This is a genomic window from Xanthobacter autotrophicus, from assembly GCF_005871085.1.
In the GTDB taxonomy this organism is placed as follows: Bacteria; Pseudomonadota; Alphaproteobacteria; order Rhizobiales; family Xanthobacteraceae; genus Xanthobacter; species Xanthobacter autotrophicus.
In genome coordinates this window covers 271,599-290,791 of sequence record NZ_VAUP01000031.1, presented here as the reverse complement: position 1 = coordinate 290,791, position 19,193 = coordinate 271,599, and the positions used below count along the sequence as shown (strand labels likewise).

The window sequence follows — 19,193 nt, the reverse complement described above, 5'->3', positions numbered from 1 at the left end:
TGGAGCAGGACGCGGCGCGGTCTTCGCGCGCACCGGCCTTACGGGCGCGGCGCCTGAGGTCTCGGGCGGCCGGCACCGTCCTCAGGGGCCGGGATGAACTCGTCATGATCCATGGGGATGAGGTCGAACCGCCCCGCCCGCCACGCGGCCTTGGCGGCGTCGAGCCGCTCCAGGTCCGACGAAACGAAATTCCACCAGATGTAGCGCGGGCCCTCCAGCGGCTCGCCGCCCATGAGCATGAGCCGCGCCGGCGTGAGCGCCCGCGCGCTGGTGGCAAGGCCCCGGCGGATCACCAGCATGCGCCCCGGCTCGAAGGGGACCCCATCCACCTCCACCTCGCCCTCCAGCGTGAACACCGCCCGGTCCTCATGGGTGGGATCGATGGGCAGGCGCGCGCCGGGCGCCAGTGTGACTTCGGCATAGGTGGCGGGCGAAGCCAGCGCCACCGGCGAGGACACGCCAAAGGCGCTGCCGAGGATGATGCGCGCGGTCAGGCCGCCCTCGGACACCACCGGCAGGTCCTCGGCGCTGGTGTGGAGGAAATCGGGCGTGTCCTCCTCCCGCGCCTTGGGCAAGGCGATCCAGCTCTGGATACCGAACAGGGGGCCGCCGCGGTCCTTCACCGTCGCCTCGTGCCGCTCGGAATGGACGATGCCGCGTCCGGCGGTCATCAGGTTCACCGCGCCGGGGGCGATCACCCGCTCGTTGCCCAGGCTGTCGCGGTGGACCATGGTGCCGTCGAACAGATAGGTGACGGTGGCTAGGCCGATATGGGGATGCGGGCGCACATCCTGCGCCTGATGGGCGGTGAAGCGCACCGGCCCCATGCGATCGAAGAAGATGAACGGCCCGATCATCTGCCCCTGTGGCGAGGGCAGCACGCGGGCCACCTCCATGCCGCCGATGTCGTGCGCCCGCGGGATGATCACCGTCTCCACCGCGTCGCAGCTGCGGGCGTCTCCGGGCGTGGGGTCGGGGCACGGGGCAAAGCTCACGGCGGGCACTCCCTGGCAAGGCACGTCCCTGGAAGCTTGCCCCCATCCTACGGCGCGGTCAAAGGGCGCCCGCAGGTTGCACCCGGGAGGGGAGCGTTAACCCTCAGATCATCCGGTGGCGCCGTCAGGGCTGCCGCGGGCGCGTTCTTTACTTCCCCGCAAGGGGGCGCCCCTAGCGTCGGCCTCACCGCGGCGCATCTGCCGCGTGGTACCGGATTTTCAAGCCATGAAGCTATTGTTCTGGCGCTTCATCAGGGAGGAAGAGGGCTCCACCGCCCTCGAATACGGGCTCATCGCCGCGGGCCTCTCCATCGCCATCGTCACCGTGCTGGTGCAGATCGCCGCCACCTTCGCCCGGCTTCAGGCGTCCTCGGCCGCGGCCGGAAACTGACGGCACGGACAGGCGCACCCATGCCGGCGGCTGAACTCCTCCTTCTCGGGCTCTATCCCGCCGCCCTGTGCCTCTGCATCGGAACGGATATTGCCCGCCGCATCATTCCCAATGCCGTCATCGCCGCCCTGCTGCTCGGCTTCACCGCCCTCGCCATTCTCACGCCCCTGCCCGACCTGTCGCTGCGCCTGCTGCTGGCGGCGGCCGTCACGGGGCTTGGCTTTTCCCTGTTCGCGGAGAATGTCGTGGGGGCGGGCGACGCCAAGCTCGCGGGGGTGCTGATGCTGTGGACGGACCCGGCGCAGTTACCTCTGTTCGTGCTCGCCTGCGGCCTCATCGGCGGTTTCCTAACCCTCGCCGCCCTGGCCGTTCACCGCCCGGCGGAACAGCTGGACACCGCCGTCGCAGTTCCCCGCCAGACCATCCCCTACGGTGTCGCCCTGGCCGGCGCCGGGTTGCTGCTGCATCCCTTCTCCAGCCTGCTCGGCACCGGCTGACCCCTCCCCGCCGCTGACGGCGACGTTGGGGCAGGCGCGCACGCTCTCGGCCCGCGTGAAGGCGATTTTGCCGTCGGGACGGCAACGAAACCGTTGCCATACCGGCGGATCGCGCTCTACCCATTGGCCTACAGGTCCTTTCGCGTGCCACGCCGTCGCATCCACGACGCCGCCGGCACGCAGGAGTTCATTCATGCTCGATTGCATTGCGCCCGCCTCGTCCCTCAGCCTTCCCGTCTGGTGCGTCACCAAGGACACCTTCGCGTCCGCCGCCGTGCCGGAGACCGCCCGCCGCTTCGCCGAGGCCGCGGGCTTCGGTGGCGAGCCCGGCAAGCTGCTGCTTGTGCCCGCCGCCGAGGGCGGGCTGGCCGGCGCCCTGTTCGGCGTCGCGGCAGGAGCCCGGGCGGATGCCTTCGCCGCCGGCGCCCTGCCGGGGCTGCTGCCCGCCGGGGCCTGGCGGCTGGAAGGCGAGGTGGCGAGCCCGCGCCTCGCCGCCCTGGCCTTCGCGCTGGGCACCTACCGCTTCACCCGCTACAAGGCCGCCGCCGGCCGCGACGTGCGGCTCGTGCTCCCCGAAGGGGTGGATGCCGACGCCCTGGTCCGCACCGTCGAGGCGGTGACCCTCACCCGCGATCTCGTCAACACCCCCGCCAACGACCTCGGCCCGCCCGAGCTGGAAGATGCCGCCCGGGCGCTGGCGGCCCGCCATGGCGCCGCCTTCCGCTCGGTTACCGGCGAGCGGCTGCTGGCGGAGAATTTCCCCATGATCCATGCGGTGGGCCGCGCCGCCGACCGCGCCCCGCGCCTCCTCGAAATCCGCGCCGGCGATCCCGCCCACCCCAAGGTGACGCTGGTAGGCAAGGGGGTCGCCTTCGACACCGGCGGCCTCGATCTCAAGCCCTCCTCCGCCATGCTGCTGATGAAGAAGGACATGGGCGGCGCGGCCAACGCTTTGGGCCTCGCCCATCTCCTGCTGTCGCGTGGGGCCAAGGTGAACCTGCGGGTGCTGATTCCCGCCGTGGAGAATTCCGTCTCGGCCTCCGCCTTCCGGCCGGGCGACATCCTCAAGAGCCGCAAGGGCCTCTCGGTGGAAATCGGCAACACCGACGCGGAGGGCCGGCTCGTGCTCGCCGACGCCCTCGCCCTCGCCGACGAGGAGGCGCCCGAGCTCGTGATCGATTTCGCCACCCTCACCGGGGCGGCGCGGGTGGCGCTGGGGCCGCAGTTGCCGGCGGCCTTCACCCAGGACGAGGACCTTGCCGCTGATCTTGCCCGCCACGCCATGGTGGAGGCCGACCCCCTGTGGCGCCTGCCCCTGTGGGCGCCCTACCAGGGCATGCTCGAGTCCAAGATCGCCGACACCAACAACGTCTCCTCCGGCGGCCTCGCCGGGGCCATCACCGCCGCCCTGTTCCTGGAGAAGTTCGTGGGCGCCGCCCGCGCCTGGCTGCATCTCGACCTGTTCGCCTGGAACCCCTCCAGCCGTCCGGGACGGCCGGAGGGCGGCGAAGCCCAGACCATCCGCGCCCTCGATGCGCTGTTGGCAGAGCGCTACGGCTAGAGCGTTTTCCGTTCGCATTGGCTCACGGAAAACGCTCTAGATTCTCTGGTTGACGCGTTCTCTTCACGCGAACCGGTGCCCACTTCGCTCGAAAACGCTCTAAGGCCCGCCATGCCGCTGGATCCCCGCCTCACCCCGGCCCGCCCGGACCTCGCCTCGGCCGCCCTGAAGGGACAGGTGGAGGCCGCCCGCTATGTGGAGGGCGACCTGCGCCGCGTGGCCGTCCCGGTGGCGCCGCTGCGTCGTCGCCCCGCCAGCGATGCCCCGCTCGAAACCCAGGCCCTGTTCGGCGAGACCGTCCGCGTGTTCGAGGACGACCCCGAAGGCTGGTCCTGGGTCCAGCTCGAGGCCGACCGCTATGTGGGCTACCTGCCCACGGAAGCCCTTGCCGCGCCCGGCACCGCGCCCACCCACACGGTGCGCGCGCTGCGCACCTTCCTGTTCCCCGGCCCCGACATCAAGCTGCCGCCGCGCGAGGCGCTGGTGCTCGGCAGCAAGGTGGCGGTGAGGGAGGTCCGCGGCGGCTTCGCGGTGACGCCCGACGGCTTCCTGCCCATCGTGCATCTGGCCGAGCCCGCCGAGCGGGAAGGCGATTTCGTCGCCGTGGCCGCGCGCTTCCTGGGCGTGCCCTATCTGTGGGGCGGCCGCTCCAGCCTCGGCCTCGACTGCTCCGGACTGGTCCAGACCGCGCTCGCCGCCGCCGGCGTTGCCGCCCCGCGCGACAGCGACATGCAGGAAGCCGCCCTCGGCAAGGCGTTGCCGCTGGACGCCGAGCCTCGGCGCGGCGACCTGCTGTTCTGGCCCGGCCATGTGGGCATCGTCGAGGCGGCGGATACCCTGCTGCACGCCAACGCCTTCCACATGGCGGTGGCGCGCGAGCCCCTCGCCGAGGCGCTGACCCGCATCGCGGCGGCCGGGCTTGCGCTGCGCAGCATCCGCCGGCTCGCCTGAGGCAGCCGCACCTGGCTGGGAGCGCTTTGGTTTTCAGCCAGGCCGGCCACACACTGGCAACGGTTCAGTCTGCCCGGATCACGCGCTAGGCGAAGGCGCCGTTGGCCCCGCCGGCAAACCGGTCGGTATTGGCGACCACACGATCCCGCCCCGAACGCTTGGCCTCATAAAGCGCGGCATCGGCCGCGGCGACCAGCGTATCCGGGCTGTCATCCAGCGTGGGGATGGCGCTGGCCACGCCGAAGCTCGCCGTCAGGCGACGGCGCGGCGAGGCCGGATGGGCGATGGCCACCTCGCTCAAGAGGCGGCGGACATCTTCCGCGAAGGCCCGGCCCGCCGCCAGATCCACGCCGGACATCAGCACGATGAATTCCTCGCCCCCGTAGCGGGCGACGAGATGGGTCGTCCCTGTCGCCGCGGCCGACAGCATGCGCGCCACCCCACGCAGGGCCTCGTCTCCGGACAGGTGGCCGCGCGCGTCGTTGAACGCCTTGAAGTGGTCCACGTCCAGCATCACCAGGGTCAGGGGGGCACCATCGCCGCGGGCGCGCACCCAGTCCTGGGAAAATTGCACATCGAAGGTGCGGCGGTTGGCAAGGCCGGTGAGCCCGTCGGTGCGGGCGAGGGAGGCAAGGCGCCCGTTCATGGTGCGCAGCTCACTGTTGCGCTGGGACAGGCGGCGGGCCATCTCGTTGAATGCCCGCACCAAAGGCGCGAATTCAGCGACGTTGTTGTCCTTCACGTGGTCGGCTTCGCCGCGACCCACGGCGGCAACCGAGCGCGTCAGCCGCGCGATGGGGGTGATGACGATGCGCTCGGCGGCAAACCACGACACCAGCAGGAAGCACCCCAGCGCGGCGAAATAGGCGATGGCCGTGGTCTGGATCTTGGCGTCGATGGGGGTGAGGACCTTGGCGGTGTCGATGCCCACCACCACGCGCAGGTCGAGCCCCTCGAAGCGGTTGAAAGCGAAGATCCGCTCCTTGCCGTCGTAGCCGATGGTGGCGACCACGCCTTCCTCGGCGGCCATGATGTGCCGCGTCAGCGGATGATCGGGGAAACGGTGCTCCACCACGTCGGCCAGGGTCGGATAGCGCACCAGCACGGCCCCGCCTTCACCCACCACATCCACCACCGCGCCCGATTCCACGGCGCTGCCGGCGGCAATCCGCGACAGCCATTGCAGGTCCAGGATGATGCCGGCGACGGCAAGCGGCTTCCCACTTGGGGCGCGCTCCGTCCGCAGCAGGAAAACGGAGTTGCGGCCGCTGATCCGCGAAAAGAACAGGTCGGTCATGAACATGTCTTCGGCGGCGAGAGCCTGCCGAAAGAACGGCCTGTCGGCGATGTTGACGCCCATGACAAGCGGCGCGTGGGCGCATTTCACGTCGCCTTCAGGCGTGGCGATGAAAACGCCCTGGATGCCCGCCACCTGGTCGGCGAGCCGTGTCACGAAACGAATGCAGGTATCAGGATCCTCCAGCAGACTTTCCGCCTGCCGTGACACCACGTCGAGCACGGTGCGGGCCCGCGTCAGGCCTTCAAGCTGGGCGAGCGTGGCGCGGCGGACAAGGTCCCGGACATCGTCCTTGATGGACTGGATCTGATCCTGTCGATCCGCCAGAAGGGCCATGATGCGCTCGATGGACAGCGGCACGGCAACGAGGCAGATGAGAAACAGAATGCGCAGGCGCAGGCTCGAAAGCCGTCTTGAAGCGACTGGCGCCTCTTCGCCGCTACGCTCGACCATGCTTGGCCATGCCCCCTCAGGACAAAATCTCGAAACCGTCGCCAGGAGTGTTGTAAGCGCTTCTTGATCGGATGGGGAGATCGGTTCATCTGCTGCCCGAGGGCCGGTCGAACAGGCCGGTCACGGCGAAAACAGTTTCCGCTTGAACCTTCCGGGGAACCTTTCCTGAGTTTTGTTTACCGCATTTTCTTTCAAGCTAGGCGGTATCCCCCCTTTAAAAATGCCCAGAGGAAGAAGTCGAGGTATCATGAACAGGCAAGCCGAGACACAGGGCGCGGCAGAGGGCCTTCAGGCGGTGCGCGCGCAGATCCTGTCCGCCTGCCACGATGGCGGTCGCGATCCGGCATCCGTGACGCTGGTGGCGGTCTCCAAGACCTTTCCCGCGCCCGAGATCGCACCGGTCATCGAAGCCGGCCAACGGGTGTTCGGCGAGAATCGGGTGCAGGAAGCCCAAGGCAAGTGGCCCGCCTTGCGCGCGGAGCATCTGGACATCGAGCTGCACCTCATCGGACCGCTGCAATCCAACAAGGCGCGCGAGGCCGTTGCCCTGTTCGACGTGATCCACACGGTGGACCGACCGAAGATCGCCATCGCGCTGGCCGAGGAGATGGCCCGCCAGGGCCGGCGCCCGCGGCTGTTCGTGCAGGTGAACACCGGGGCCGAGCCGCAGAAGGCCGGCGTTCTGCCAGAAGCCGCGGATGCCTTCATCGCCGAGTGCCGGGACCAGCATGGGCTGGAGATTTTCGGCCTGATGTGCATTCCGCCGGCCACGGAGGTGCCCGACCCGCACTTCGCGCTGCTGGCCAAGATCGCCGCCCGCAACGGGCTTTCAGGGCTTTCCATGGGCATGAGCGCCGACTTTCCGGCCGCGATCCGCCAGGGCGCGACCCACATACGTGTGGGCAGCGCCATCTTTGGCCACAGATCCCTGCCCCGAGAGGCTTGAAGTCCCCGCCGAACGCCGCTATAGAGCACCCCTCTCGCGAGATGCTCCCATCGTCTAGCGGTCTAGGACGTCGCCCTCTCACGGCGAAAACAGGGGTTCGATTCCCCTTGGGAGCGCCAAGCCTTCTTCAAGGCCTTGGTTGGGCGAAGAAATAAGCATGACCAATAGCTTGCGCCTGCCCATTGCGACATGCACGCGCTACATGGGCCGCATTGCGATGGCGTTCATGACGACCTGATCTGACGGGGCCCAACGTGGCATTTCGGCTTCCGGCTCATCGCCCCCTACAGGAAGGTTCGCTCTTGGGGGCAAGCTTGGCCTTCCAAGGAGCCCACCCAGTTCGAGGCAGCTCACGATCCTCGGATCAAGATCGAATAGGAAAGCGCCGTCCACCACCTTCCAGACGAGGCCCATTCGGTGGCCGTCTCAGCGGGGAGCGGCTCTGCGAGGAGCATGAGCGCCCGCGCCCGTGCGTCGCCGATGAAACGAGGGGGAAATAAGGTTCCTCCGGAATCGGGAATGAGGCTGATCCTCACGGACGACGGGATGAACTTCGCCGACCGCGCCGCCAGCACGATATGGCAAGCAATCGCAATGCTCGCCCCGGCCCCGGCCACGCGCCCATTTACGGCGCAAATGACAGGCTTGCGCAAAGCACGGATGCCTCGGACGAGCGGATTGTAATGGGCTTCGAGGCTGGCGCTCAGGTCCGGCGTCTGGTCTGCGAGAGCGCGGGCGGCGAGATCCTGGCCGGCGCAAAAGCCGCGGCCAGCTCCGGTGATCAGGGCAGCACGGCAATCATCGGCAGCGGGCATATCGAGGGCTGCCACCTTCCATCCAAGCGTCGCCCCGCTCCAGCAGGAGCGGGGCGGCCGACTGCACTGCTGTGGTGGGCCATGTGGGCATCGACGCGCCTTCCTGGTTCTGGCGAGCCCCTTGAATTAAAAATACGATCGGTTGATCTTTTATTTGAATAGGCCGTATTGTCAATGCCGCACCCGCACCTCAGCCCCCAGGGACAACTCAATAGACGAGCGGTTCCGGGGCATGCCGCGGTGTCCAGCGCCGCTGCCTGAGCCCTCATTCATCTGGGAGACGACCATGGCTGACGCCTTAATCCGGGACTTCGCGCGCCCCCCCATCGGACGCTATGCCGATGCCCTGAAAGAAGTACGCGCCATTGCGCTTGGCCATCCTCTTGGGATGTCGGGGGCGCGGCTTGCGATGACGGCGGTGAGCGCGCTGGAGGTGCGCGGGGGTAAGCGGGCGGTGGCGACCATGTGCATCGGCGTCGGCCAGGGCATCGCCGCCCTCATCGAGAGGGTCTGAGCCGTGGATGCCGTGACACCTCCGGTCACCGTCGCGCGGCAAGGCAAGGTCGGCGTGATCGCCATTGAGTTTGCGCCGGTGAATGCCTTGTCGAAGGCGGTGCGGCAAGGGCTGCTGGATGCCGTGCGCGCGCTGGAGGCCGATCCCGATGTGGCGGCGCTGGTGATCAGCGGCGGGCCGGGCCGCTTCATCGCCGGCGCCGACATCCGCGAGATGAGCCAGCCGCCGGATGCGCCCTTCCTGCCGGATGTGGTGGCGGCCATCGACGCCTGCGCAAAGCCGGTGGTGGCGGCCATCGCCGGGGCGGCGCTGGGTGGCGGCTGCGAGATCGCGCTCGCCTGCGACCTCAGGCTCGGCGGGCCGAAGGCGCTGATGGGGCTCACCGAGACCCGGCTCGGCCTCATCCCCGGCGCCGGCGGCACCCAGCGCCTGCCGCGCCTCGTCGGCGTGGCCCAGGCCATCGCCCTCATCTGTGAGGGGCGGGTGCTGAAGGCGGGCGATGCCCTTGCCCTTGGCCTGCTCGACGAAGTGGTGGAGGGTGACCTCCTCGCCGAAGCCATCGCCCGCGCACCGGGCGTCACGAAGCGCCGGCTCTCGGAACTGCCGGTTCCCGCCGGCGACGACGGGGCGGAGGCGGCCATTGCCCGCGCCCGCAAGGGGGCGAAGGGCGTCCCGGCCATCGACGAGGCCATCCGCGTCATCCGCGCGGTGGGGGAGGCTGAGTTTGCGACCGGCCTCGCCCTTGAACGCGCCGCCTTCCTCGCCCTGCGCGAGAGCGCCGAGGCAAAGGCGCTGCGCCATCTCTTCTTCGCCGAGCGCGAGGCAGGCAAGGTGCCGGGGCTGGAGAGCGTCGCGCCCCGTCCGCTGGAGGCGGTAGCGGTGATCGGCGCCGGCACCATGGGCGCCGGCATCGCCGTGGCGCTGGCAGACGCGGGGTTTTCCGTCACCCTGGTGGAGCGGGATGGGGTGGCCGCCGCCGCCGGCTTGCAGCGGGTGGCCGACCTTTATGCCCGGCAGGTGAAGAGCGGTCGCCTCACCGATGCGCAAGGCGTCGAGCGCCGCGCCCGCGTCACCCCCACCGCCGACTGGGCGTCTCTTGCCGCCGCCGACCTGGTGGTGGAGGCCGCCTTCGAGGACCTCGCCGTCAAGGCCGACATCTTCCGCCGTCTCGATGCGGTGGCAAAGCCCGGCGCGGTGCTGGCCACCAACACCTCCTATCTCGACCTCGACACCATCGCCGCCGTCACCTCCCGCCCGCAGGACGTGGTGGGCCTGCACTTCTTCGCCCCGGCCAACGTGATGAAGCTGCTGGAGGTGGTGCGCCCGGCTCTCGCCGCGCCCGATGTGATCGCCACGGCGCTGGCGCTGGCGAAGAAGATGGGCAAGCAGCCGGTGGTGGCCGGCAATTGCGACGGCTTCATCGGCAATCGCATCTATGCGCTCTACCGCCGCCATGCCGAGGTTCTGGTGGAGGACGGCGCCAGCCCGCAGGAGGTGGATGCGGCGCTGGAGGCCTACGGCTTCGCCATGGGCATCTTCGCCGTGTCCGACATGTCCGGCCTCGACATCGCCTATGCCATGCGCAAGCGCCGGGCGGCCGCCCGCGATCCGGCCGAGCGCTATGTCGCCATCGCCGACCGGCTGGTGGAACAGGGCCGCCTCGGCCGCAAGACCGGCGCCGGCTGGTATGCCTATGACGCGGTGGGCGACAAATCCGCCGATCCCGTGGTGGAGGCGCTGATCGCCGAAAGCCGCGCGGAGAAGGCCATTGTCCCGCGCTCCTTCACACCCGAGCAGATCCAGCGCCGGCTGCTCGCCGTCATGGCCAACGAGGGCGCCAAGGCGCTGGCGGAGGGCATCGCGCTGCGGGCCTCCGACATCGATCTCGCCTTCGTCCATGGCTACGGCTTCCCGCGCACCAGAGGCGGGCCGATGTGGGCCGCCGACCAGATGGGCCTGCGCGCGGTCGTCACCGAAGTGGAAGCCGCCCACGCCGCCGGCGGCGCCGGATCCGAGCCCGCGCCGCTCTTGCTGGCCCTCGCCCGCGACGGACGCAGCTTCGCCGACTGGCGGAAGGCGTAAGGCCCTTCAGGACAAGAAAAACCCCGCCGCCGGCGCAAGCCGGGCGGCGGGGGAGTTAGCGGGCCGCCACGGTCGGGTCAGGCGGCACCGACAATGGTGATGGAGCAAACGTTCTGGGCCGGCGCGCCGCCGAGATTGTGCGTGAGGGCAAGGCTGGGGCTCGCCAGTTGGCGCTCGCCCGCCTGGCCGGTCAGTTGCAGCCAGCATTCGTAGAGCATGCGCAGCCCCGAGGCTCCCACAGGATGGCCGAAGCATTTCAGGCCACCATCCACCTGGCAGGGCATGACGCCGTCCACATCGAACGCGCCGTCCAGCATCCGCTTCCAGGCGGTGCCCTCATCGGCAAGGCCGATATCCTCCAGCGTCACCAGCTCGGTGATGGAGAAGCAATCGTGCAGCTCGGCGAAGCTCAGCGCGGTGCGCGGGTCGGCAATACCCGCCTCCGCGTAGGCCCGCCGCGCGGCGATGCGGGCGGTATGGACATAGGAGCCGTTCCAGCCGCTCTGCTGCACTTCCCAGCCGTTGGATGCCACAAGCTGGATGGCCTTCACCAGCACCGGCGTCTTGCCGAGGCTCCTCGCGATCTCCGGCGTGGTGACGATGGCGCAAGCCGCACCGTCCGACACCGGGCAGCAGTCGAACAGGCCGAGCGGGTCCGCCACCATGGGGGCGTTCACCGCCTGCTCGATGGTGATGGCCTTGCGCAGGTGGGCGTTCTTGTTCGTCACCGCATTGGCGTGGCTCTTCATGGAGGTGTGCCCCATGGCCCGCTTCAGGTCGCCGGAGGAGATGTTGTGGCGCGCCCCATAGGCCCGGGCGAGCTGGGAGAAGTTGCCCGGATTGGTGTGGGTGGGCAGGTACATGGGCGCGAGCGTCCCTCGCGAGGCCGGCGGCAGGCCGGCAAAGCCGGTGTCCTTCAGCTTCTCCACGCCCACGGCGAGGGCGATGTCCACCGCCCCGGACGCCACCGCATAGACCGCGCCGCGGAATGCCTCCGTGCCGCCGGCGCAGAAGTTCTCCACGCGGGTGACGCCGATGGCCGGCAGGCGCAGGGCCTGGGCCATGGGCGTGCCCGCCTTGCCGGCGCCGATGTCGTCATAGTGGGAGGAATACCAGGCCGCCTCGATCTGGTCCGGCCTGATGCCGGCATGGCCCAAGGCCTCCAGATAGGCCTCGGCCATCAGCTCTTCCTGGCCCACGTCCCAGCGCTCGCCGAAGCGCGAACAACCCATGGCGAGAATGGCGACCCTGTCCTTGATTCCCTTGGCCATCGTGCGTCGCCTTTCGATCAGGCTGCGGCCGGCAGCGCGGACGCCGCGACCGCCTTCCAGAAATAGCGGCGGTAGCCGGTGCGCTCGTCCATATCCTTGATGCGGAACACGAAACGCACGGCGTCACCGGGGCCGAGGCGCGCCGCGTCGGGGTCGGTGAAGTCCATCATCAGGCGGGCGCCGCCGGGAATGTCTATGAGCCCGTAGCAATTGGGTGGGCTGCGCGAGAAGGCGAGCCGGTCCGCCGTGGCGGTGGCGACCGTGCCGCCGAGGTCGGCCAGCGGCCACGGCTCCTGCGGCTCCGCGAAGAAGCCGGCCTCCGCCACGGCGAGGCGGGAGGGGGGGAACTGCACCTGACCGGTCTCGGGGCTGCGGCTGCCGACGAAGCCGAGGAGTGCTTGGGAATTGCGATAGGCGGTGGTCAGCGCCTCGCTCACGGGAAGGCGGCCGCGCAGGCCCCGCTCCCACGGCAGAAGGCCGCGAAAGACGGGGAGTTTCAGATAGTTGGTCTCGGCGATGCCGGTGTCGATCATGGCGGACGCGGCGGGTGCGAAGCCGGCAATGGCGGCGGTCGCCTCCAGCACAAGGGCAGTCGCGCCCTGGCCGAACTGGGCCACTACCAGCCGCTCGCCGGGGCGCATGTCTTCCATGGCCCGCGCCAGCATCACCAGCGCGTGGGCGGCGCCGGTATCTCCGCATTCCAGATCAAGGGGTTGGGCCAGCTTTGCCTGGCTCAGGCCGGCGGCTTGCGCCACCGCTTTTGCGGCGCCGGGAATGACGCAGGGCAGGACGAAACTCTGGATGTCCTCCGGCGAAAGTTGCGCCCTATCGAGGGCTTCCGAGATGGCGCGCGGCACCAGATCGAGGAAACCCTCCTCGCGCACCCAGCGCTCTTCCCAATCGGTGGTGAGGGCGTGGCCGGCGCCGCGGTAGCGCTCGATGAAGGGCGCGGACAGGCTGGCGCCGCCGCGATAGGCGAGCAGGTTCGGCCCGGCGCCGACGAGAACCCCGGCACCCCCGTCCGAATAGCGTAGTTCGGCAAGTCCTCCCGGGGTATTGGATGGCATGTCGGAAGCGATCAGGAGAGCCGGATCCGAACCCTCCAGCGCGGCGTGAAGGGCGAGGAGGCCGCACCTCATGGTGCCGCCGACATCCTGGGTGCGGATCGCCTCCGGGAGGCGGAGCGCGGCACACAGGAAGCTCGCCTGCTGCGGCTCGGCGAATACCGGCGTGGTGGTGGCGAAGGTGAGGGCGCGGACGGCCGTGCGCGCCTCCGGAGCCTGATCGAGGCAGGCCCGCGCGGCGGCGACGCCCATGCTCACCGGGTCCTCGTCCCAGAAGGCGAGGGTGCGGGCCCCGCGCGTGTCGGAGCGGGCACAGAGCCAGTCCATGGCGGCAGCCATGCTCGCGCGCTGGAGGCGCAGGCGCGGCAGGTGGATTGCGATCGCTGTGATGCCCGTCACCTTGGGTTCCTCGCCCTGATCTGTGATTGCGGCGCCCGGCCGGGAGGAGGCGCTCGGTCCGCACGCGCCGCCGTCGGGGCCGACGATGCGCAGGAAACCCGGTTGCCACCCGCGATTTGGCATTATAATAACCAGAACGTTCGGTCAATAAATATTCAGAGAGGGACGCCATGGAGCAGGAACACATCGCCATCGTCGGTGCCGGACAGGCTGCGGCATCCCTAGCCATGCGCCTGCGACATAGCGGATATTCCGGCGCCTTGACGCTCTATGGCGATGAGCCGCACCCTCCCTACCAGCGTCCGCCGCTCTCCAAGGCCTATCTTAAAAGAGAATGGACGGTTGATCGGCTTTATCTGCGCCCGGCCGACTTCTGGAGCGACCTCGGTGTCGCGCTGGTGACGGACGCGCGCGTCACCGCCCTCGATCCGGCAGGGCGCACGCTGGAGGTGAACGACCGCACGGTGCCATGGAGCAAGCTGGCGCTGGCGACGGGCACCCGCCCGCGCACCCTGCCGCCGGAATTTTCCGGGCTCAAGGGCGTGTACGAACTGCGCGGCCTCGCCGATGCAGAACGCCTTCAGGACGCCATTCGTCCGGGCCGACACCTCATGGTGCTGGGCGGCGGCTATGTGGGGCTGGAGACAGCGGCGGTGGCGGTGAAGGCCGGCCTTTCCGTGACCGTGGTGGAGCGCGCCGCGCGCATCCTGGAGCGGGTGGCCTGCGCCGAGACATCGGACGCCATCCGCGCCCTGCACGCGGGCCACGGCGTGCGTATTCTGGAAGGGCGCAGCGTGGTCGCCGTGACAGCGCGGGACGGCGCGGTCGCGGCGGTGACGCTGGACGACGGCACGCGCATGGAGGTGGATGCGGTCCTCGTCGGCATCGGCGTGCTGCCCCGCGACGAGCTGGCCCGCGCCGCGGGCATCGCCTGCGACAACGGCATCGCAGTGGATGTCCACGGCCGCACCTCGGCGCCGGGCATTTGGGCGGCCGGCGATTGCGCGGCCTTTCCCTTGGCGGGCATCCCGACGCGGCTGGAGAGCGTGCAGAATGCGGTGGACCAGGCGGAATGCGCGGCCGACGACATGCTCGGCCGCCCGCGCGCCTATGAGCCGGTGCCGTGGTTCTGGTCCGACCAGTACGACATGAAGCTCCAGATCGTCGGTCTCAACCGCGGCTATGACGCGGTGCTCCGCCGGCGCACGGAGCGCGGCGAATCGCTCTGGTACTTCCGCGAGGGCCGGATGATCGCGGTGGACGCCCTCAACGATGCGCGCACCTACATGGCGGCCAAGAAGCTGCTGGAAGGCGGCATCGCCGTCTCACTCGAAGAGGCGGCGCAGGAGGGGTTCGACCCTGTGGCACGGATGCGGCGGCCGGCCGCCTGAGGCGGTCCCGGCTCCCGGCGTCAATCCTTGCGCGGTCAGTCCTTGCCGGAGCGGGGATCGGCCCGGCCATCCTGCCGCGCAGGGTGGCGCGCATCCTGTTTCGCGTGGGGCTGGGTGCCATTGGATGGTGCGGCCGCGTGGGCGTAGCCGTTCACGAACAGGTCCACGGTGCGGTCGGCGAGTTCGCTGGGCGTCACCGCGCCGTCGGCGTGGTACCACGTATAGGTCCAGTTGATCATGCCGAAGAACAGCATGGTGTCCACGTGGGCCATGGTGGAGTCCTTGGCGAGGTCCGGCCGCAGCTGCAGCAAGATGTCCCGCACATAGGCGATCAGCTCGCGCTGCTTGGCCACCAGCACCTTGCGGGTCTCAGGCACCAGGAACTCCGAGCAGGTGAGCAACGCCACGTGCTGGTCGCGCGAGACCGAATAGACGTCGAGGAACAGGCGCGTCAGCTGGCGGAATCGCTCCTCCGGGTCCTGGTAGCCGTAGAGGGTCTGCCGGCACTTCATGAGGAGGCTTTCCACATGCGACGTGAGCATGTCGGAAAGGATGGCCTCCTTGGACGTGAAATAGTGATACAGGCGCGACTTGGAGCACTCGCAGGCCTCGGCGATGTCGCCGATGGAGGTGGCCGCATAGCCGCGCTGCGCGAAGACGGATGCCGCCCGCTCGAGTATGGTATCGTGAATATTGTCGTACTCGGCTGAGCGCGTTCTCGCCACGACGTCATACCTGCAAGAATGTTCCGATCATTCGGTCTATAAGCGCGAAGGCCCCCGGTGCCAAGTGCAGGGCCGGGAAACGGGTAGCTCCCGGGCGCGGCCAGCGGCGCGGTCAGCTCCTTACCTCTGGCCCCCTGTCCGCGGTGGCGTTTTCCCGGGCGGTTGATGCAGATCAAATTTCCCCGTTTACATAGACCATCCGTTCGATCTATTAATTCATCAACCGAGAGCGGCCGCAAGAGCCGCGTGTTCCAACGGTCGGATGGGGGAGGAAGCACATGCAGCATCCTGAGGTGGAGTCGCTCGACCGCGACGGTATTCTGAAAGTCCAGCGCGAGGGCCTTGCCGGCCTCGGCGCGCGCCTCGCGCAGTGCGATGCCTGGAAGGCGCATTTTGCCGAAGCCGGCATGAAGCCGGAGGATCTCGCCTCCGAGGACGGCCTCGCCAACGCCCCCTTCATGGACAAGTCGCTGCTGCGCGACCGCTATCCCTTTCCCTTCCTCACCGTGCCCATGGAGAAGGTGGAGCGCTTCGTCGCCACCTCCGGCACCACCGGCCTGCCGGTGACGTTCGGCATGACGAAGAACGACCTGCACGGCCTCCTGCCCTACCAGATGGCGCGCCTGCTGACGGCCGCGGGCGTGCGCAGCGGCTTCCGGGCCTATCAAGGCTACGGCTATGGCTTGTGGATCGGCGGCCCGGCGCTGGACGCCGGCTTCTCCGCCGTGGGCTGCACCAACTTTCCCATCGGCCCCGGCCGCGGCGAGCTTGCCGCCCGCTGGCTGCGCGACCATGCCTATGACGTGGCCTCCATGTCGCCGTTGTGGCTGATGACGCTGGTCCAGGCGGCCAAGCACCAGGGCATCGATCCGCGCACGGAGTGGACGCTGAAGGTGGCCATCCTCGGCGGGCAGTCGGTCTCCGCCGAGTTCCGCGCCCAGCTGGAGGCGGAACTGCCCCAGGGCTTCATGAGCCACAACATCTACGGCACCACGGAAGCGGGCGGGCCGATCCTCGCCATCTCCACGCCCTACACCCACGCCGACGACGAATTGCAGCTCCTCAACGAGGACACCGTCATCGTCGAGATCCTCGATCCCAAGACCATGAAGCCGGTGTCGGACGGCGAAGTGGGCGAGATCGTCGTCACCACCCTGCGCAAGGAGGCCTCGCCTGTGGTGCGCTGGCGCACCCGCGACCTGGTGCGCCTTTCCCCACGCCCCTACGACTGCCCCTCGGGCCGTCGCGGCATGCGCAAGATCGGCCGGATCATCGGGCGCACCGACGACATGATCAAGTTCAAGGGCGTCATCGTCTTCCCATCGCAGATCGAGGACGTGATCGCCGGCATCCCCGGCCTCGCCAAGGAGGCCTGGCAGATCTACGTGGACAAGGAGGCCACCACCATCGGCAAGATGACTGTGGCGGTGGAATCCGTCAGCGCCGAGCAGCGCCCCGGCGAGGTGTGCGCCGCCGACGTGCGCCGAGAAATCAAGGCCCGCCTTGGCATCAACGTGAACGTGGAGTGCCATGCGGAGGGCGCGCTGCCGCGCTACGAAGCCAAGGCCACGCGCGTGCTGCACCGGTCGGAAGCTGCGCACTGAGGCTTGTCTTTTCCTGGCGGGGAGCGGCGGGCGGATGCGTCCGCCGGCCCCGCGCGCCGGATGCCGTCATGACCCAACCCCTTCCCAGCCCCGCCGACAGCGCCGTCGCTTTCGAGCGGGTGCGCGCACGCATCAAGGCCGCGACCTCCGCCTGGGCGGCGGGCATGAGCCTCGCCGAGATCCGCGCCAGCTTCGAGGACTTCCTCGGGGCGGGCGAAGGCGCCCCGCAGGTCACGCGCTCGCCGCACGCGCTCGCCGGCCTTCCCGCCTGCGCCTTCGATGCGGCGGAGGCAGAGGCGGGCCGCACGCTGCTCTATTGCCACGGCGGCGGCTTCCAGATCGGCTCCGTGCGCTCCCATGCCGGGCTGATGGCGCGCCTTGCCGCGGCGAGCGGCATGCGGGTGCTAGGCTTCGACTATCGGCTCGCCCCCGAGCACCGCTTTCCCGCGGCGCCGGACGACGCCTTCGCCGTCTACCGGGTGCTGGTGGAGGCGGGCGACATCCCGCTTGCGCTCGTGGGGGATTCCGCCGGTGGGGCGCTTGCCCTCGGCACCGCGATCAGGGCGCGCGATGCCGGCCTGCCGCTGCCGAAGGCGCTGGTGCTGCTCTCGCCCTGGCTCGACCTGACCATGAGCGGGGAGAGTTACAGCGCGCTGGTGGAGCAGGACATCTTCTCCCGCCCGGAGCAGTTGAAGGCCATGGCCCGCACCTATCTCGGCCGCGACCATGCGCCCGCCGACCCCACGGCCTCGCCGGTGCTGGGCGATCTCTCCGGCCTGCCACCCATCCTGGTCCATGCGGGCGGCGCCGACATCACCCTCGACGATAGCCATCTCCTCGCCCGCAATGCGGCGGCGCAGGGCGGGCGGGTGGAGGTCGAGGTGTTCGAAGGCATGTGCCACCATTTCCAGGTGTTCGAGGAACTGCCCGAGGCGGCCCTCTCCCTCGCCCGCATCGGCGCCTTCCTGCGCGCCCTCTGACACCCGGACACGTCCTCCCGACGGCTCGACCCCTTTCGCCGTCGCATGTGCCGGGTTCACTCGCCGGCCTCCCGCCATCGCCGGGAGGCCGGTTCTTTCTTGGGGCCTATTTTTGGGGGCCCATTTTTTGAGGCTCAGGGATCGAGCCGAGCCGGATCGAGGCCCCAGCCGGCGAGGATCTCGCGACCGTGCGCACCCGGTGCCGCTGGCCCGGAGGCGATGGCGGAGGGGGTGGCGGAGAAGCGCGGCGCGGGCGCCGGCTGCACCACGCCGTCCACGCTCACGAAGGCGCCACGGGTCCGCGCGTGCGGATCGGCGGCGGCCTCGTCCCAGTCGAGGATGGGGGAGACGCAGGCGTCGGTGCCGGCGAACAACCGGGCCCAGTGGTCGCGCGGCTCGGTCAGGAAGAGGGCGGCGAGCCGGGCGCGCAGCCGGCCCCAGGCGGCGGGTTCGGCCGCGTGGGTGAATTCGGCGGGGTCCAGCCCGAGGGTGTCGATGAGGATGCGGTGGAACTTGCCCTCCACCGGCGCCACAGCGAGGAATTTTCCATCAGCGCACGCATAGGTGCCGTAGAAATAGGCTCCGCCGTCCAGCAGGTTCGCCTGCCGCGCAGCGCCCCACAGCCCCCCGGCGCGGAAGCCCCAGAACATGGCGGCGAGCAGCGCCGCGCCATCCGTCATGGCGGCATCCACCACCTGGCCTTCGCCGGTGGTCTTCGCCCCCAGCAGCGCCGCCACCATGCCGAACGCCATCAGCATGCCGCCGCCGCCGAAATCGGCGATGAGGTTCAGCGGCACGGGCGGCGGCGCATCCGCCGGGCCCATGGCGGCCAGCGCGCCGGTGGCGCCGAGATAGTTGAGGTCGTGCCCGGCGGCGTCCTTCAGCGGCCCCTCCTGCCCCCAGCCGGTCATGCGGCCGTAGACGAGGCGCGGATTGGCGGCGAGGCAGGGCTCCGGCCCGAGGCCGAGGCGCTCCATCACCCCCGGCCGGAAGCCCTCGATGAGGCCGTCCGCGCGGGCGAGGAGATCGCGCATCACCTCAAGATCCCTCTCCGCCTTGAGGTCGAGGGCGATGGACCTGCGGCCCCGCGCCAACACGTCGAAACGCGTGTTCATGAGCGGGATTTCCGGCCGCTGGCCCCTCTGGTGGACGCGGATCACCTCGGCGCCCGCATCTGCCAGCATCATGGCGGCGAACGGGGCCGGCCCGAGGCCGACCATCTCGACGATGCGCAATCCCGAAAGCGGTCCCGGCATC

Annotated in this window: 16 protein-coding genes, 1 tRNA gene and 1 pseudogene; 11 read left to right on the top strand and 7 right to left on the bottom strand. The window is 69.5% G+C overall.

Annotated elements, in window-relative coordinates; genetic code table 11:
* Positions 1 to 38: 38 nt before the first annotated feature.
* Positions 39 to 995 carry a pirin family protein gene (locus FBQ73_RS15350; RefSeq protein ID WP_138400352.1) on the bottom strand — a complete coding sequence of 319 codons (957 nt, stop codon included), beginning with the start codon at positions 993 to 995 and terminating at the stop codon, positions 39 to 41.
* Between the two features lie 226 nt (positions 996 to 1,221).
* Here FBQ73_RS15350 and FBQ73_RS15345 point away from each other — a divergent pair, with 226 nt between their 5' ends.
* The 4 genes from FBQ73_RS15345 to FBQ73_RS15330 all read left to right on the top strand — a co-directional run bounded on the left by FBQ73_RS15345 (position 1,222) and on the right by FBQ73_RS15330 (position 4,395).
* Complete coding sequence (locus tag FBQ73_RS15345; RefSeq protein ID WP_011995941.1) at positions 1,222 to 1,386, top strand: Flp family type IVb pilin; 165 nt, start codon at positions 1,222 to 1,224, stop codon at positions 1,384 to 1,386.
* A 20-nt stretch (positions 1,387 to 1,406) separates the two neighbouring features.
* Complete coding sequence (locus FBQ73_RS15340) at positions 1,407 to 1,883, top strand: A24 family peptidase (protein ID WP_138400351.1); 477 nt, start codon at positions 1,407 to 1,409, stop codon at positions 1,881 to 1,883.
* A 193-nt stretch (positions 1,884 to 2,076) separates the two neighbouring features.
* Positions 2,077 to 3,444, top strand: a complete 1,368-nt coding sequence (locus FBQ73_RS15335; protein WP_138400350.1) for a leucyl aminopeptidase family protein — start codon at positions 2,077 to 2,079, stop codon at positions 3,442 to 3,444.
* Between the two features lie 111 nt (positions 3,445 to 3,555).
* Entirely contained in the window at positions 3,556 to 4,395 is an 840-nt protein-coding gene (locus tag FBQ73_RS15330) for a C40 family peptidase (RefSeq protein WP_138400349.1), read from the top strand.
* A gap of 85 nt (positions 4,396 to 4,480) precedes the next feature.
* Here the strand turns inward: FBQ73_RS15330 and FBQ73_RS15325 are convergent, their stop codons facing one another.
* The gene (locus tag FBQ73_RS15325; protein ID WP_138400348.1) at positions 4,481 to 6,145 is read right to left on the bottom strand and encodes a sensor domain-containing diguanylate cyclase; all 1,665 of its coding nucleotides are present in this window, start codon (positions 6,143 to 6,145) and stop codon (positions 4,481 to 4,483) included.
* Positions 6,146 to 6,392: 247 nt separating this feature from the next.
* On the opposite strand from FBQ73_RS15325, the gene FBQ73_RS15320 reads away from it, so the two are divergent.
* Together FBQ73_RS15320 and FBQ73_RS15315 are read left to right on the top strand one after the other, a co-directional pair.
* Positions 6,393 to 7,091, top strand: coding sequence for a YggS family pyridoxal phosphate-dependent enzyme (locus tag FBQ73_RS15320; RefSeq protein WP_138400347.1), 699 nt, complete (start codon positions 6,393 to 6,395; stop codon positions 7,089 to 7,091).
* A gap of 43 nt (positions 7,092 to 7,134) precedes the next feature.
* Positions 7,135 to 7,210 (top strand) — tRNA-Glu (locus tag FBQ73_RS15315).
* 231 nt (positions 7,211 to 7,441) lie between these two features.
* Here FBQ73_RS15315 and FBQ73_RS15310 read toward each other — a convergent pair.
* Positions 7,442 to 7,921 (bottom strand): enoyl-CoA hydratase-related protein, encoded by a 480-nt coding sequence (locus FBQ73_RS15310; protein ID WP_392567237.1) that lies wholly within the window; start codon positions 7,919 to 7,921, stop codon positions 7,442 to 7,444.
* A gap of 346 nt (positions 7,922 to 8,267) precedes the next feature.
* Here FBQ73_RS15310 and FBQ73_RS15305 point away from each other — a divergent pair.
* Positions 8,268 to 8,420 (top strand): annotated as a pseudogene (locus FBQ73_RS15305) (3-oxoadipyl-CoA thiolase); the annotation flags it as partial.
* 3 nt (positions 8,421 to 8,423) lie between these two features.
* Complete coding sequence (locus FBQ73_RS15300) at positions 8,424 to 10,502, top strand: FAD-dependent oxidoreductase (protein WP_138400346.1); 2,079 nt, start codon at positions 8,424 to 8,426, stop codon at positions 10,500 to 10,502.
* Between the two features lie 77 nt (positions 10,503 to 10,579).
* Here the strand turns inward: FBQ73_RS15300 and FBQ73_RS15295 are convergent, their stop codons facing one another.
* Together FBQ73_RS15295 and FBQ73_RS15290 are read right to left on the bottom strand one after the other, a co-directional pair.
* Positions 10,580 to 11,773 (bottom strand): acetyl-CoA acetyltransferase, encoded by a 1,194-nt coding sequence (locus FBQ73_RS15295; protein WP_138400345.1) that lies wholly within the window; start codon positions 11,771 to 11,773, stop codon positions 10,580 to 10,582.
* 17 nt (positions 11,774 to 11,790) lie between these two features.
* The gene (locus FBQ73_RS15290) at positions 11,791 to 13,236 is read right to left on the bottom strand and encodes a 3-oxoacyl-[acyl-carrier-protein] synthase III C-terminal domain-containing protein (RefSeq protein WP_210236792.1); all 1,446 of its coding nucleotides are present in this window, start codon (positions 13,234 to 13,236) and stop codon (positions 11,791 to 11,793) included.
* A gap of 170 nt (positions 13,237 to 13,406) precedes the next feature.
* Here FBQ73_RS15290 and FBQ73_RS15285 point away from each other — a divergent pair, with 170 nt between their 5' ends.
* On the top strand, positions 13,407 to 14,627 hold the full coding sequence (locus tag FBQ73_RS15285) for an NAD(P)/FAD-dependent oxidoreductase (RefSeq protein ID WP_138400343.1): 1,221 nt from the start codon (positions 13,407 to 13,409) through the stop codon (positions 14,625 to 14,627).
* 35 nt (positions 14,628 to 14,662) lie between these two features.
* Here FBQ73_RS15285 and FBQ73_RS15280 read toward each other — a convergent pair whose 3' ends face one another.
* Positions 14,663 to 15,352 carry a TetR/AcrR family transcriptional regulator gene (locus tag FBQ73_RS15280; RefSeq protein ID WP_138400342.1) on the bottom strand — a complete coding sequence of 230 codons (690 nt, stop codon included), beginning with the start codon at positions 15,350 to 15,352 and terminating at the stop codon, positions 14,663 to 14,665.
* A 278-nt stretch (positions 15,353 to 15,630) separates the two neighbouring features.
* On the opposite strand from FBQ73_RS15280, the gene FBQ73_RS15275 reads away from it, so the two are divergent.
* Both FBQ73_RS15275 and FBQ73_RS15270 read left to right on the top strand, forming a co-directional pair.
* Positions 15,631 to 16,956, top strand: coding sequence for a phenylacetate--CoA ligase family protein (locus tag FBQ73_RS15275; RefSeq protein WP_138400341.1), 1,326 nt, complete (start codon positions 15,631 to 15,633; stop codon positions 16,954 to 16,956).
* Between the two features lie 68 nt (positions 16,957 to 17,024).
* Positions 17,025 to 17,936: an alpha/beta hydrolase gene (locus FBQ73_RS15270; RefSeq protein WP_138400340.1), complete on the top strand. Its 912-nt coding sequence runs from the start codon at positions 17,025 to 17,027 to the stop codon at positions 17,934 to 17,936.
* 134 nt (positions 17,937 to 18,070) lie between these two features.
* Here FBQ73_RS15270 and FBQ73_RS15265 read toward each other — a convergent pair whose 3' ends face one another.
* On the bottom strand, positions 18,071 to 19,192 hold the full coding sequence (locus FBQ73_RS15265; protein ID WP_138400339.1) for a CaiB/BaiF CoA transferase family protein: 1,122 nt from the start codon (positions 19,190 to 19,192) through the stop codon (positions 18,071 to 18,073).
* Position 19,193 lies beyond the last annotated feature (1 nt).